13 protein-coding genes are annotated in these 14791 nt (G+C 44.1%); 11 read left to right on the forward strand and 2 right to left on the reverse strand.

Features of this window, described 5'->3' with window-relative positions; genetic code table 11:
• The first annotated feature begins 234 nt into the window (after positions 1–234).
• From F4V51_RS04505 to F4V51_RS04530, 5 genes are all read left to right on the forward strand, one after another.
• Positions 235–2382, forward strand: a complete 2148-nt coding sequence (locus F4V51_RS04505) for a hypothetical protein (protein ID WP_153977030.1) — start codon at positions 235–237, stop codon at positions 2380–2382.
• 227 nt (positions 2383–2609) lie between these two features.
• On the forward strand, positions 2610–3788 hold the full coding sequence (locus F4V51_RS04510; RefSeq protein ID WP_153977031.1) for an alanyl-tRNA editing protein: 1179 nt from the start codon (positions 2610–2612) through the stop codon (positions 3786–3788).
• Positions 3789–3960: 172 nt separating this feature from the next.
• Positions 3961–5265: a DUF1963 domain-containing protein gene (locus F4V51_RS04515; RefSeq protein ID WP_153977032.1), complete on the forward strand. Its 1305-nt coding sequence runs from the start codon at positions 3961–3963 to the stop codon at positions 5263–5265.
• Between the two features lie 257 nt (positions 5266–5522).
• Complete coding sequence (locus F4V51_RS04520) at positions 5523–5735, forward strand: WXG100 family type VII secretion target (RefSeq protein WP_153977033.1); 213 nt, start codon at positions 5523–5525, stop codon at positions 5733–5735.
• A 106-nt stretch (positions 5736–5841) separates the two neighbouring features.
• Positions 5842–6306, forward strand: coding sequence for a hypothetical protein (locus F4V51_RS04530; RefSeq protein ID WP_153977035.1), 465 nt, complete (start codon positions 5842–5844; stop codon positions 6304–6306).
• A 358-nt stretch (positions 6307–6664) separates the two neighbouring features.
• Here F4V51_RS04530 and F4V51_RS04535 read toward each other — a convergent pair whose 3' ends face one another.
• Both F4V51_RS04535 and F4V51_RS04540 read right to left on the reverse strand, forming a co-directional pair.
• Positions 6665–7006, reverse strand: a complete 342-nt coding sequence (locus F4V51_RS04535) for a DUF1801 domain-containing protein (RefSeq protein ID WP_153980559.1) — start codon at positions 7004–7006, stop codon at positions 6665–6667.
• Positions 7007–7029: 23 nt separating this feature from the next.
• Positions 7030–7584, reverse strand: coding sequence for a GNAT family N-acetyltransferase (locus F4V51_RS04540; RefSeq protein ID WP_193723269.1), 555 nt, complete (start codon positions 7582–7584; stop codon positions 7030–7032).
• A 253-nt stretch (positions 7585–7837) separates the two neighbouring features.
• Between F4V51_RS04540 and F4V51_RS04545 the strand changes: the two genes are divergently transcribed.
• The 6 genes from F4V51_RS04545 (at position 7838) to F4V51_RS04570 (ending at position 14700) form a co-directional block, all read left to right on the forward strand.
• On the forward strand, positions 7838–8305 hold the full coding sequence (locus F4V51_RS04545; protein ID WP_153977036.1) for a GNAT family N-acetyltransferase: 468 nt from the start codon (positions 7838–7840) through the stop codon (positions 8303–8305).
• Between the two features lie 212 nt (positions 8306–8517).
• Positions 8518–9870 (forward strand): amino acid permease, encoded by a 1353-nt coding sequence (locus tag F4V51_RS04550; protein WP_153977037.1) that lies wholly within the window; start codon positions 8518–8520, stop codon positions 9868–9870.
• Between the two features lie 308 nt (positions 9871–10178).
• Complete coding sequence (locus F4V51_RS04555; RefSeq protein ID WP_153977038.1) at positions 10179–11567, forward strand: WXG100 family type VII secretion target; 1389 nt, start codon at positions 10179–10181, stop codon at positions 11565–11567.
• A gap of 13 nt (positions 11568–11580) precedes the next feature.
• Positions 11581–11871 carry a hypothetical protein gene (locus F4V51_RS04560; protein WP_095288654.1) on the forward strand — a complete coding sequence of 97 codons (291 nt, stop codon included), beginning with the start codon at positions 11581–11583 and terminating at the stop codon, positions 11869–11871.
• A gap of 1152 nt (positions 11872–13023) precedes the next feature.
• Entirely contained in the window at positions 13024–13887 is an 864-nt protein-coding gene (locus F4V51_RS04565; RefSeq protein WP_153977039.1) for a prohibitin family protein, read from the forward strand.
• Positions 13888–13959: 72 nt separating this feature from the next.
• A complete protein-coding gene (locus F4V51_RS04570) occupies positions 13960–14700 on the forward strand; it encodes an endonuclease V (protein ID WP_236146693.1) in 741 nt (246 codons plus the stop codon).
• Positions 14701–14791: the final 91 nt, after the last annotated feature.

Here is a 14791-nt window from a genome sequence, read left to right on the forward strand (position 1 = left end):
GGTTAAAGATATCGTTTATAGCAAAAAAAGATTGTGGAAGCTAGTGTATTAGCAAGAATAAGCAGCAAGCGACACAGGTAACGGCGCCGGATGTCCGGCGCCTTTATGTGTGCCTTTTTTAACCATACTTAAGTCTATTTTTACATGTGTATTGTTACATTATCCAAGCATCACAAGAGTAGGTCCGTTCATACATTCATTGGATTAACATTTCATAGCGATAAAGGAGTTATTATGAGAGCAGTCACATCATTCTTGAAAAAACCGCAGGGGTTGCTGGTTTTATCACTTGTTTTGGTCATTTTCGGCAGCTTGTTTGCCGGGATGTTCAACACATCCTTTTATTCCGTTAAAGTCAAAGAAATCAAATTCGAAGCAGATCACGGGACCTTGTCGGGCCTGCTATACATGCCAAAAGGCGCGGGTGCGGATGACAAACGGCCTGTCATTATTACGACTCATGGGTATCTGAATACCAAGGAAATGCAGGATGCCCCTGCAATTGAAATGTCGAGACGCGGTTACATTGTGCTCGCACTGGACATGTACGATCATGGGGATTCACGTTGGAGCGGAGATATTCCGGTCAAGGATCTGTTCAGTACCTTCTGGATCTATTCCCAGTATGACGCAGCAAAGTATATCTATGAACAGGATTTCACCAAAAAAGATGATCAAGGCAACGCCTATGTATCTGTCAGCGGCCATTCCATGGGTGGTTTCTCTACTTTGTTATCCATGTATATGGATGAGATGAATGCATTGCAAACAGGTTACCGGATGATTCATGCCGGAATTTCGGTGGGTTCTGACTATTCTTATGCAGCAGCGGTCGCACCACAGGATCAGCTCCAAGCTGCTTACGGCAGCCGGACAGTGGGCATGATTGCCGGACAATATGACGAGTTTTTCTTCAACAAATCGGATGAAGAGAAAACGGCTGAGGAAAAAGAAGTTCAAGGCACAGTCACACGCAAGGACTTCGCAGCAACAGCTTCTGGTAAAGCCTTCCTGGGACTCGCGCCTGATGCTGCAAGAGGAGAGGCAGGCAAGTTTATCCCGGTGGAGTCGGGTGATTTGACTGTAGAAGGTACAGTCGTACGTCCATCCCAAACAGGTGAACATATCATGTTTACACCGAATCAGACCCACCCATGGAATCATTTCTCGGGAACGACAACCGGACATTTGATCGACTTCTATGCGCATGCATTCGAAGGTGTAACTTCACCGAATCAAACCCATGTCGATCTGGATTCCGGCAATCAGATCTGGTGGGCGAAGGAAGCCTTCAACTTTGTAGCCCTGATCGGTTTCTTCCTGATGATTGTTCCGCTGGTAACGCTACTGCTCAGACTGCCATTCCTGCGCAATGCGATCAGCGGTGAAATTGCGACAGTATCGGCTGCGGTTGGGGGCATGCAGAAAACAATCTATTGGATTGCAATTGTTTTCAGTACTCTAATTCCGGCAATTCTGTTCCCGACTCTGATGGACAAAGAAGCAAACGGATTGAATGTGCTCCGCATCATTGCCCTGGTCCTGTTGTTTGCAAGCGTGCTGGGGGCAGTGATTGGATTCATCCTGGCTAGCAGCAAGAAAACCAACTATCAGGTCAGCAGCCGAATGAAGAATATCGCTGTAGGCAGCGTGCTTCTCGCCATTGTATCTCTTGTCATGTGGCTGGTATTCAATTACGCCGATCAGATTGTGGTTACAAGCACGTATTTCAATGAACCGACAACGAACCAGATTGTTTACTGGGCTCTGGTATCCGCGCTAATTATGATTGTAGTGACGTTTGCCTTTCATTACTTCTCCAAAAAGGATGCAGGAACCCGTTTCAGCGATTATGGCATTAGCCTGAATGTGGTCACGATTATTGCCAGTCTAGTCACTGCGGTTGTTGCGGTCGTGATTGGCTATGCACTACTGTTTGCAGTGCAGGCGATCTTTGGAACGGATTTCCGGATCTGGACGTTTGCAGTACGGACGTTTGAGAGCGAGCATTTCATTACGGCTTTGCGCTATGCACCGTTTTTCCTTATATACTTCTTCGTAAGTACAGTAGCGCTCAATGCCAATACACGCGGCAAACGAGGAGGCATGTTCCTGTCCATCGTCTTGAACGTTGGCGGACTGGTCCTCTGGATGGCTCTTCAATATGGTTTGGATTTCACCACGGGTGTAGCCATGTACCCTGGGCAAGCGTTGAATGCCATTCTGCTGTTTGCGCTGATTCCGTGCCTGGTGATTGCAGCCGTGTACGCACGCAAATTGTTTGAAAAAACCAATAATGTTTGGGTTGCTGCTCTGGTAAATACGCTTCTATTTACGATGATTACGGTAGCCAATACAGCTCTTTTCTGGAATCTGGTTTAATTCAATCGAATGAAGGTTTGGATTTATATCCAAAATATTGTTAAATGTAAGTAAGAAAGACCACTCTGTAGCTTGGTTACAGAGTGGTCTTTTTGGTTTAAGAAGCTATAGCGGCAGGGCAGAAATTTGGTGTCTTAATACCAAATAGTGTAATCTGTAGAACAGATACGTAAGGAATGTGCATGGATCAGCACTTAAATTGAACGAGAAGGGATCAGGATTAGTTAATGACACAAAAGTTATATTACGACTCCGCATACACGCGGGATTGGCATACACAAATTACGGGTAGAGTGGACAAGGAAGACGGTACATATATCACACTCGCAGAGACGGCATTTTATCCGCACGGAGGTGGACAACCCTGTGACCTCGGTAGAATCGGAGGTGTCGCTGTACTTGATGTGAACATCGAGAATGGTGAGGTATGGCATAAGGTCGAGCGGGCGCCTGAGCAGAAGGAGGTTCACTGTGAAATTGACTGGGAGCGCAGATTCGATCACATGCAGCATCACACGGGGCAGCATCTGTTGTCAGCCATCACGCTGAAGCTGGCTGATGCGATGACGCTCAGTTTCCATCTCGGGACCGAATATGCAACGATTGATGTAGCCGCTGCAGAATTGGGAGCGGATCAATTGACAGCCATTGAGCAAGAAGTGAACCGCCAGATTTACCGCAATGCTCGCATTAGCAGCTCCTGGGTTACTGCGGAGGAAGCAGCGCGTCTGCCACTCGTGAAGCAGCCTACTGTGACAGAGGACATTCGTATTGTCGAGATGGAGGGTGTGGAATACAACGCATGCGGCGGCACACATGTGGCGGCAACAGGCGAGATCGGCATCCTTAAGCTGCTGAAAACCGAGAAGGTTAAAGGTGGCACGCGCATCTACTTCAAATGCGGATTTCGAGCGTTAAACGAGTTCGCAGCAGTACAGCAGGTGTTAAACGGAATCTCGGTGAAATTAAAAACCAGCAAGGAAGAACTGCTTGACCGTATCGACAAAATGGAAACAGACCAGAAACAGCTTCTATCCGAGCTGAGTACGGTCAAATCGACCAATGATGCGTATTATGCGCAGGAACTCCTATCTGCACGGGAAGGTTTAGTTATTGCCCAGGTATTCGAGGACAAATCCCTCAAGGACATGCAGAGCCTGGCGACCAAGCTGACGGAAGATCATGAGGGCATCGTGCTCTTTGCCAGCATCTCGGAGGCCAAGGTTGTTCTGGCTCAGAACGGGCAGCCGCCGGAGTGGTCTTGCGGTCCATTCTTCAAGGGCAATCTCGGAGCCTACCAGGGCAAAGGCGGGGGCAGTGACAGAATGGCTCAGGCGGGCTTTGCCAGCAGTGAAGATGCATTAGCCTTTTATGAATTTACCAAGGACCAGCTGGGACATCACTAAGATGAATTGTGGCTTCGGGACGAAGCGATATCTATAATAAGCAGCACGTCACAAATTATGGCGTGCTTTTGCGCATCGGGGATACTCTTAGCTTCAGGGTCTATTAGAACCTATGATTTTCCTGTAATATACTCGGGGGTATATCGATCAGACGGCAAGGAGGTCCTTAGGAATGACAGAACGCATTCCGTGTATCCGTGAAGGATGCACCAATACGATTTTACCGGCAACCGCGGCCAAGACAGGTGGGTACTGCATGCCCTGCAAGCAGGAGATGGAGCGGGAGGAACATCGGAAATACATTGAAGCGAATCGACGGGACGTGAATTTGTATGAGGGAGTGCATGATCCGGTGGAGATTCTGAAAATCATGCATACAACTCATGTACGCGATCCATTAATTCACTATGTGCCGTATGAACGCTCTCAAGAGCAAGTCTACCTGTCACTGTCTGCGGAGCAGCAGGAAGCGATGGCAGACTATGCGATGGAGTTGATTCGTACCGATGATGTTGATACCGGCAAAGACATTCTGCTGTACCTGGTCTGTTACCATGATATCTCGCTCGCTGCACAGATTCCCGAGTTGTTGGAGCAGGAGATCTACTACCCTGCGCTCCTGTATAAAAGTGCTTCAGCGAAAGTGCGGGATCAGTTCTTGCAGCAGGTGCACACCGATGACGAGAATCGTAACCATATCCTGATTATGTTAGCCTATATCGGCGATGAGGTAGTCGTGGAGCAGTTCTGGCAGTGGAAGCAGTCTCCGCCGGCCTGGGCAGATCCGTTATATGTGAGACCAGAACAATACACCTTAGAAGCCGGGTGGGAACTCACCAAGGACGGGAAGCGAAGAGAATTGTTCATCAGCCCAAGTTATTCATTATATAAAGGTGATGCAAAGGATGGAACGATTGCGCCTTCAAGCGGCGTACCCATTCAAATGCTTCAAACAAGTACCGGCAGCTGTCCATGGTGTGGAACCGCTTTAACCACTTTGGTTGCTCTGGATGTTAGACATCCGGCCTTGCAAACTGTTTCCTGGCAAGCTGAAAAGCTACAGATTCAAACTTGTATCAACTGCAGCTGCTACGGTGTGGTGTATATGGAGACTAGCTCAAAAGGGGAGCCCTTCTGGAGTACCCACAATGTCATTCCAGTAGGAATGGATGATATTGATCCGGAAAACTCGTTTGAACCTGCTCCGGATGCTGGTGATTCATTCTACATTTCGACAGAACCACGTCAAGCTTTCCATGGCAGTGAGTGGGCCATGGAACCGTCACTATCCCAGATTGGCGGTCATCCTGGATGGGTTCAGGATGCAGCGTATCCGGTCTGTCCCTGCTGCACCACAACCATGAAGGCGGTTGGGCAGGTAGACTGGGCACAGATTGAGGAGTATGGCGAGGGTATGTATTATATGTTTCTATGTGAGCCGTGTCAGATGACTGCGGTGACGTATCAGCAATCTTAACTAGATTGCCGAATGATCGGACTTATAAGTATTGAATTTTTAGATGAGTAGGAAGCAGAATAGGTTCCAAGTAGTATTATGTTTTGGATATAATTAGGGAAAAGTGGACTATGCAAATACATCGTGAGTAGCTACCTACTCACGGTGTGCCTCATTTATAATAATATTTCATACTACGGGTGGCCGAATTCTTGTGGCATTGTAGTGGAGGATGAAAGCTTCGTTTAACAACGGAAACTTATTATATGAGGTACGCTATGACTACTATAAAAGTAACACCAGAGCAACTTCTTGCTGTATCCAGACAGTTCGAAGCTGCTCAGAACCAGATTTATCAGATGAATAACAACCTGAAACAACGGATATTTGAGATTGAGAGAGTATGGGATGGGAGTACAAAAGAAAACTTTTATGCTGATTTTACTCATGCACAATATAGCTTTCGACAACAAAGTTGTTTTCAAGAATAATAGATATAGAGGGACTGCGAGTACAGGAATGAATATTGAGTTTGTTGTAAAAAATGGGAAAATCACGTCAGCATATCCGTTGTATTAAGAGAATGGAGATAACTATATGATTAAATATTTGTATACCACTGAATATAATGAAGATTTTAATGAGGTTATTTTGGATTTCGGTATAGATACATCATTAAAGAATGGTTATCTGATTAGTAATTCACTAGGTTCGGATATTTTTGGGGATTTTCCTACTGTAAAGGATGAAATTGAAAAATTACTCGAATTATTAAAAGGAAGGGTAACTTTATACGAAGGTGGGGGGAATGTAAACATAATAAAATCAGATGAACGTTTTACAACTATTGAAGACATTTTTGCCGAAGATGATGAAGAGGACAGTACATGTAAAATTGAGACTTTAGAATATACAAAGATTATACTGCTATGGGCAAAGGAAAATTATCAGTATAAGTGCAAACAAGGCGTTATGTTAAGAGAAGATGCAGAATCAGCAGTAGAATGGATAAATAAAAGATGCAATGAGGTGTATGAACTAGAGAAGTCGATAGAGCTGTGAAGCATTTTATGTGTAAACTCTCTACAGTCTCAACAACAAGGATTATAACACCCCCAATGAAGCCACAATATCACTAAACGCTTGTTTCGTAGTTTTTTTAATATGAATGTGGGGAACGTCGTTATATAAACCAGGCCGAGCATGGTCAGGGCCCACCATGGTTGACCTGGTGTATTTTATTTTCGTTTTCTTACGCTTTAAAAAACAAAAGCAATTTAGGATTCGATAACCGGATGGATATAGTGTTAAGAGCATCATATTCAAATTACAGGACTACATATATTATCTTGAAATAGAACAAGTCTAACATAGTAGACTCGAACGAAATCACTTATAATAGATTAGTTTGTACATCCTTCTACAATTCTGCAGATGCCTGCGTTAGGAGACCTGCCAGCCATTCGTAATCCGGTGTATCCTTTTCCTTGATTTTAATCGTTTTGCGTTCTGCTGGTCCTTCGAATACTCCATCGGGCAGATCAAGAGCAGCCGTATTAAAAATGGTGAAGGACACCGCCTGTTTGGAAGGGGAGATGACCGCTGCATATTTGCCATTCTTCAGGAAATGAGGCTTCTTGTATTGTATGCGCTCCTGCGCGTCCGGAATGGAATCGTGCACGAGCTGGCGTAATTGTCCTGCTACGGCGATTTGCCAGGGGGTTGAGATCTGTTCGATAAACTCCGTGACTTCTGTATTCAAGGCCATTATTGTTCTTCCTCCATTTATATTGGATTAAGTGCTTCCCACTCCGGCTTCAGAATGCCCATCATCAGGCGGTCATAACGGCGTCCGTCCCGGTATACCGCGGAGCGTGCTCGTCCCTCTAACTGAAAACCGGCCTTCTCATAGGCACGAATCCCTTTTGCATTATAGGAAATGACATCCAGCCCCACACGATCGAGGTTCATTTCATGGAAGGCATATCGCAAAATCAGATGCAACGCTTCTGTTCCATACCCTTTGTTGCGGTGTTCGGCGAGTCCAATGCCGATGGCCAGCTGCCCGCAGCGGTTATTCCATTCAATGCTGTGAATGACAACAAAACCAATTAGTGTATCCTCTTCGTGTGTTCGAAGCCTGAAGTATACTTCTTTGTTTTTCGTTTCCCCCTCATCCTCCAATTGCTTCTCCGAGTAGGGGATGGCGATATCGGTATCCATATTACGAAGATACTCGGGATCTTCATTCCATTGCAGCATCGTCTGTACGTCTCCCTCACGTGGAGGTGTCATTTTCAATCGTTTGCTATAAAACAGGTTGTCCGTTGTCAGTGTCATGTTGGTCTCCTTTGAAGATAAATGAAGCTCGCTTCACCTCAGTACGAAAATGAACTGTATGGTTGGCTCAATATCTTCGCCCCTTTGAAAATCAGATAGCCCCATCATACTGGAAATTTCAGGGGATCACAATACACTTTTCAGTGGGTTTTCTTAAACTCTTGTCAGTAAACCTGCCACGGTAGTAAGATGAAATCATATAGTTTAAAAACAGCGATGGAGTACACCAAAATTGTTGGCAGGAGTGGTTGTTATGGAGATCAGAGTGGATGATTTGAGTGGGGATCAGGTTAAGGGGTTAATCGCAGAACATTTGCTTGGCATGGCCGAAGATTCGCCGCCAGAAAGCATTCATGCATTGGATCTGGATGGATTGAAGAAACCAGAGATTACATTCTGGTGCGCATGGGAAGGTGAGGAATTGCTGGGATGTGGAGCCATGAAGGAATTGAGCGCCGAGCATGCAGAACTGAAATCAATGCGTACAGCCAAAGCTCATCTTCGAAAAGGCGTAGCGAGACAAATCCTGACTCACATCATTGAGGTTGCCAGAACTCGGGGATACAAACGCATTAGCCTGGAGACCGGATCGATGGATTCGTTTATCCCGGCACGCCGGATGTATGAAGACTTTGGATTCGAATATTGCGAGCCTTTTGCAGATTATATATTGGACCCGAATAGTGCATTTATGACGAAGGAGTTATCACCGCTTGGTTAATCTCCTTGTTGTTTCAATTTCATTTTCAAAAGGGTAATCAACCAGGATTCTGCCTTGGCAGGGTTCTGGTTTTTTGGCGTGGGCGCTTGAATTGAATGAATTTGCCATAATGAATCTCTGTGCTGAGACATGAACAATAGGGTATACTGGAAATTATGTTATAAAAGCTTGAGAGAAGATTACAGACGTTGTTGACATCAGGAGGACTTGAATTGGCTCAAACAGAAGGAACATTACAGAAAAAACTTAAACCAAGACACATCAGCTTCATGGCCATGGGCGGTGTCATTGGAACCGGAATTTTTAAGGGCAGTGCCGAAACGATTGGACTCGCAGGTCCGGGTGTTATTTTAACGTACATTTTTGCCGGCCTATTACTGCTGGTTGTAATGGCAGCGATGGCGGAGATGGCTACCGTCTATAAAAACAAAAACATGAAAGACTTCGTGCAGGAAGCCTTCGGCAGCAGGGTATCCTTTGTTATGGGGTGGATGTACTGCTTCCTATGGTTATCCGTATGTGTCATTGAGGTAATTGCTGCGGGGAGCTTCTTGCAATATTGGTTCACGGAAGTGCCGTTATGGATGCTAAGTCTGGCGTGCGCGGCATTTATTATACTCGTTAATCTGCTGAGTGTTGGGGTGTTCGGGGAGTTTGAATTTTGGCTGGCAGGCATCAAGATAGCCATGATCATTATTTTTATCATCCTGGGTGCTGCATTGATCTTTGGCATTATTCCAAGTGATAATACACCTTATCTGCAAAATTACACACAAGCCGGAGGTTTCCTCCCGAATGGTTGGTCATCGATCTTCTCCGCGCTGCTGGTCGTCATGTTCTCGTATGGAGGTTCGGAACTCATTGGTCTGACGCTGACGGAGACGGAAAATGCGGACAAGGTCATGCCGAAAATTGTGGGCAATTTCATGCTCCGAATTATTTTGTTCTTCACGCTGCCCATTCTCATCATCTGTGGTCTCATTCCATGGAATGAGCTCGGGCCGGAGAGCAGCCCGTTTGTACAAGTATTGGCTTCCACAGGTCTGCCTGGAGCAGCACATATTATGAACTTTATTCTGGTTACTGCCGTTCTATCTGCTGCCAATTCCGGCATCTACGGCGCATCGCGGATGCTTCATTCCATGGCGGTGGGCGGTGAGGCTCCCAAAGCACTGTCCAAAACCAATCGGAGCGGAAGTCCGGTGAATACGCTCTTGGTCTGTTCCGTTATTTTGCTCGGAGGCTCCATGCTTGGACTGTTCGCTCAGGATCAATTGTTCCGCGTATTGCTGGCAGTGCCTGGGTTTGTCGTGATGCTTGTATGGATCTGCATTGCCACTTCCCAGTTAAAATTGCGGAAGAGCTACCCGGTCACACCGACATTCAAAGTCTGGGGATTCCCTTACGTAACCGGACTCACCATACTTGCACTTGGTGTTATTGCGGTGATGTTCATATTCGATGAGGCCAATCGGTTCAGTATCAGTATCTGCCTCGGTGTTCTAGCCATATTGATTATCTGGTCCCTGATCCGGTTCAGGAAGTCGAATGGACAAGAAGTTTAAGGTTTGCAGAAGTAAAATTGAAGAGTAGAGGTATGTACCTCTACATGGATTTAACATCTCGGCATGTATGCCGGGATGTTTTTTTATGTGCAAAGGAATGGACTCAGAGTATAAGGGAAGATATGATCTGTTACATTTGGGAGATATTGGGGGTGATACGAACTATGGAAATAAACCAGCAGTCGCTACGAAATAATTTTGTTCCATTTTATAATAGAAGGCCAAGTGTATATATTTGAATCAATTCAATATTTCGTGCCTGCCGTATTCTTATAACAACGTAATACATATTTCGAACGAGGTATCATATGACAACGATAAAGGTAACACCTGAACAATTATCATCTGTTTCTAAACAATTTGCAGTCGCACAGAGCCAGGTTTTTCAGATGAATAGTATCCTGAAACAACATTTATTCGAGATCGAAAGACAGTGGGATGGAAGCACAAAGGAAAAGTTTTACGTTGATTTTGTGGTTGCCCAAAAGAAAATGGATAACTTTGTTTCATTATCTCAGTCGATTTCGAAAGAACTCGAAGGACATGCAGAAAAATTCAGACTTGCAGATCAGCAAGCAGTGCAATCTTATGATTCGAGGTGTGCACCCCCACCGCCGGATGAATGTAGTGCTCCGGCAGCGGACAACCGTAATGCATTCCAAAAATCAGCTGACAGCTTGGCCGAGTTGGGTCGTGCATTTATGCAATCTGCGGACGATCGATATCAAAAACGTTATGATAGTGTAGGGGGATTCCTGGATTACTGGACGTTTGGTATCCCGAGTGGACTGGTTGAGGGATATGTAGACCGGGCGGATAAAGCATTTAACTCCCCCAATGATACAGCAAACTGGCTTACATTCGGTATTCACGGCACGATTAGGGAGGCTACTATGCCAACCAATGCCTGGTCCAGCGAACACTGGGCGAATATGATTGGTATGGGAGGGCTGATGGTTGGTACCGGATATGCCTCTTCTATGATCAAACCGCATAATCTACTGACATCTTCAGGAGGGGGCGCGAAAATAAATTCGTTCACACGTCCATCGGGTACAGGACAAATGACGGGTGGATTTAATGGCTTTCAGGATCCCCGCATTCGAGTATTGGACAATATTGCCGAGAGTAAAAAGGCGAGAGAATCATCTGGATTCTCCGAGTTTCTGGAGAAGGAAAAGGAAATAGGAAAAGGGGATCATCGTCAGATATCTTCAGACGGTTTGAGGAACGAACTAGAACTAACAGATGCCCAGAAAACCGAACTGGTTAATTACTCTAAAAGATTAGGTTTCCCAGAAGAGAATATAGTGTTTCGAGAACATTGGAATACCGGAATGATGTATGACAGACTGTATATCAATACAGACGTTCTACCTGCAGAGTCCCATGGAATTGGCACATTGAGTGCCAACGCACGTGTTTCGGGTAGAGCTACTGTAGCTCATGAAATTATTGGACATTATGAAGCGTTTAAAAGCGGAAGAGCCTTTGAACTATATAATCTTGATGATAATACGTATACACGGAATTTTGCTTTAGACGAAGCTCAAGCCAGCATAAGAGCAGCGAGATTTGCTCCCGAGTTAACTTCTGTAGAGAGAATAACACTATTAAGAGATGCAATTACTAGATTGAAAAATGCAAATCTCCGTGTACGAGATGTCAAGAATGAACTTTATATTCAACATAGATAGAAAGGAGATTAGTATGTATAAATTGATGAATGTTGGAGATGTTTTTGAATCATTGGAATATGGCACTATTTTAGTGGGGATCAATCCTGAACTTGATGATCTCAGCCATGATCAAATTAAAAATCGCATCGATAATCGTATTGTTATTAGAACACCTGATAAAAAAGAATTTTCAATAGAAGTGGTTTCAATACAAATCTCAAGTTCATTAATGAATAAGAAAAGCATTGGTATCTGTGTTGGTAGATCAATCAACCAATCTGAAATTCCCCTTAACTCAGAAGTGTATACAGACAAGTCTTAATGAATTTAATGTCATGATTAGATGATGGTTGCCTTACACAAAGAAAGATGAAAATAATGAATAAGGGAGGTTTAGTCTGACTAGTTCGATTGAGGATATTTTAATTATAGCTTGCAAAGGTAAGTATGAAACTTTAGGACTTTAAAAACTTACCTGATGTAATGTCGAAGGAAACATTAAATAAGTACTTTAATGCTTACTTGGATTTAATTGAAAACACCGATGATTTGGACAGCATAGACGTTTTAGAAACGTTATCAGAATTAGCTGATAGAAAGGTCTATACTCACGAATTGTTAGAATCTAATCTAAGATCAAGAGTCGATTAATCTTAGGGAGGTTTCATCTGGGGAACTGGTCGATAATTATGCCTATGTAGTTATAAACCCTGAATTTGCGAAAAAGTTATGAGTTGATGAAGTCAGCTTTAAATATGGATTTGGATAGGGAAGTTAAGGAAATCATTGAAGAGTCTATAGATGAAGTTGGAGAAGACATAGATATCCCTTACAAATCTAACTGAGAGGTACCCTTATTGAATCAACTTAACATTTTAACCCCAGAATTATTTAACGAAGAATTTCTGGTCAGATCCAGCAGGAGTTGGTCATCGAGCTGCACTGGACCCAACATCTCGGCATGTATGCCGGGATTTTTTTTATGTGCAAAGGAATGAGCTCAGAGAGTTGAGATCGGACAGCAACGAGGTCTTGCTCTTTCGAGTCTTTTCTATGTTGAAAAAATGAGGCGGAGATCCTTGGCCAGCAAGAGGTCTTTAGAGATCATTGAAACCAGATATGAAAATAGAAGTATATATTTAGAAGAATTAAATATTTTAGTTAACGATTGGGAGAAGGGATGGATGAAAAAACATTTGATAGTGAAGTTTGGTTACGTAAGACTAGCAGGGGGAGAGTTTAAGCAGAAGTGTAATTCATTGAACGCATACGATCTGTGTGAGTTTCTAGGTGATGATGAAATTTGTGTTTGGATACAACCATAGAGGGAGGACGAATATGCCATTCATTGGAGGAATGATTTTAGTCTTTATCTTAGCGTTTATTCTATGGTCATTAATGTTCCCGCTATTCAATATGGTAGGTAGAAGAGTATTGAAAAGATACAACAAATTCAAACAAGAGGAGGATGTAAATGAAGAATCTAAAGACGTTTAAGGTAGGAGCCATTTCAGTAGCTTTAGTGATTATTGTGGGGGTAGTATTGGTAAGTTTTTTTGTGACACGAATTCCTAACGGATATGTTGGCGTTGTCTATTCACCAAATGGGGGCGTGAAAGATAATACGCTGAGTCAGGGCTGGAAGTTGGTTGGTGCTTTTGATAAAGTAACCAAATATCCAATTAGAATTCAAACCGTTGAATACAAGGATATACAGATTGCTACGTCTGACGGAAAAAACATCACAATCGATTTTGCTTACAACTATCAAGTAGAACCAAGCCAAGTGTCTTCGATTTTTAATACTTTTGGACCCATTAGCATTCAGGAAATTGAAGATACATATCTGAAAACACGTTTTCGTGATGCAGCCCGGAAAGGTATTTCTAAATTTACTGTAATTGATGTATATGGAGAAAAATCATCTGAGGCTGGCGTAGACGTTCAACAGCGTTTCGCAGACGATGTCAAAGAACTGGGTTTCATTGTATCCAATGTGACCGTTGGTGTTCCTCAACCAGATGCAAAAACCCAAGAAGCCATAGATAAACGAGTTGAGGCATCTCAAGAGTTGGAACGTAAAACGACAGAGCTTGAAATTGCGAAGAAAGAGGCAGAACGGAAACGTGTGGAAGCACAAGGTAACGCAGACAAACTATTGATTGAAGCAGAAGGTCAAGCCAAAGCAAATAAAGAGCTTCAACAATCACTTACAACCCAACTTGTTCAATACGAAACGATTAAGAAGTGGGACGGTGTGCTGCCATATGTCAGTGGATCCAATACACCAATGATTCAGTTACCAACTGCAGCTACAAAGACAGAAGAGGTAAAATAAATGAAGGGGAGTTTGTCTCCCCTACTGAGGTACAGATATTCTTTAACAAAATCCAGCGGAGAGGTGCCATTATTGAATCAACTTAACATTTCACCCCCTGAAGCATTCAACGAAGAAACCTTTGATCAGATCCAGCGGGAGCTGGTGACAAGAATACACTTGCAGAACAGCTTCAACATGGAAGATGTCCGTCTCGTGGCAGGTGTGGACCTGGCGTACTGGGAGGATGGAGACCGGACACTTGCGGTGTGCTGCATTAGCGTAGTGGATTACACTACCCATGAGATTGTGGAAACGAAGTCCTTGCAGGATGAGATCAAGGTGCCATATATCGCGGGATATCTATCCTTCCGGGAGCTGCCGCTCATCCTGGATACGATAGGCCAACTGGAGAATGATCCCGATCTGGTCATGTTTGACGGAAACGGCTATCTGCATCCACGGCATATGGGGATTGCCACCCATGCTTCGTTTTACCTCAACAAGCCTACCATCGGGATCGCCAAAAGCTATCTCCGAATTCAAGACACGGACTATGAGATGCCAGAAAGTGAATCAGGTAAATTCACGGATATTGTGATTAACGGTGAAGTCTATGGCCGTGCACTGCGAACGCATTCACAGGTCAAACCGATCTTTGTCTCCTGTGGCAATGGGATCGATATCAATACGGCTACCGAAGTGACCCTGGCGTTAATTAACAAAGAAAGCCGATTGCCTATCCCTGTAAGACAAGCAGATTTGGAAACGAAAAAACACCGGGCTGCACTGAAACAAGTAGACGGTAATAATGGCGACAAGGGCCAATCATGAAACGAATAATACTGAAAACTCTGACGACCACGTTGGAGTTTTTTATTTGCACTATAGCGTACAATTTCACGTCAAGCAGGCTACGACAGAG

Source organism: Paenibacillus xylanilyticus, assembly GCF_009664365.1.
GTDB classification, from domain to species: Bacteria; Bacillota; Bacilli; order Paenibacillales; family Paenibacillaceae; genus Paenibacillus; species Paenibacillus xylanilyticus_A.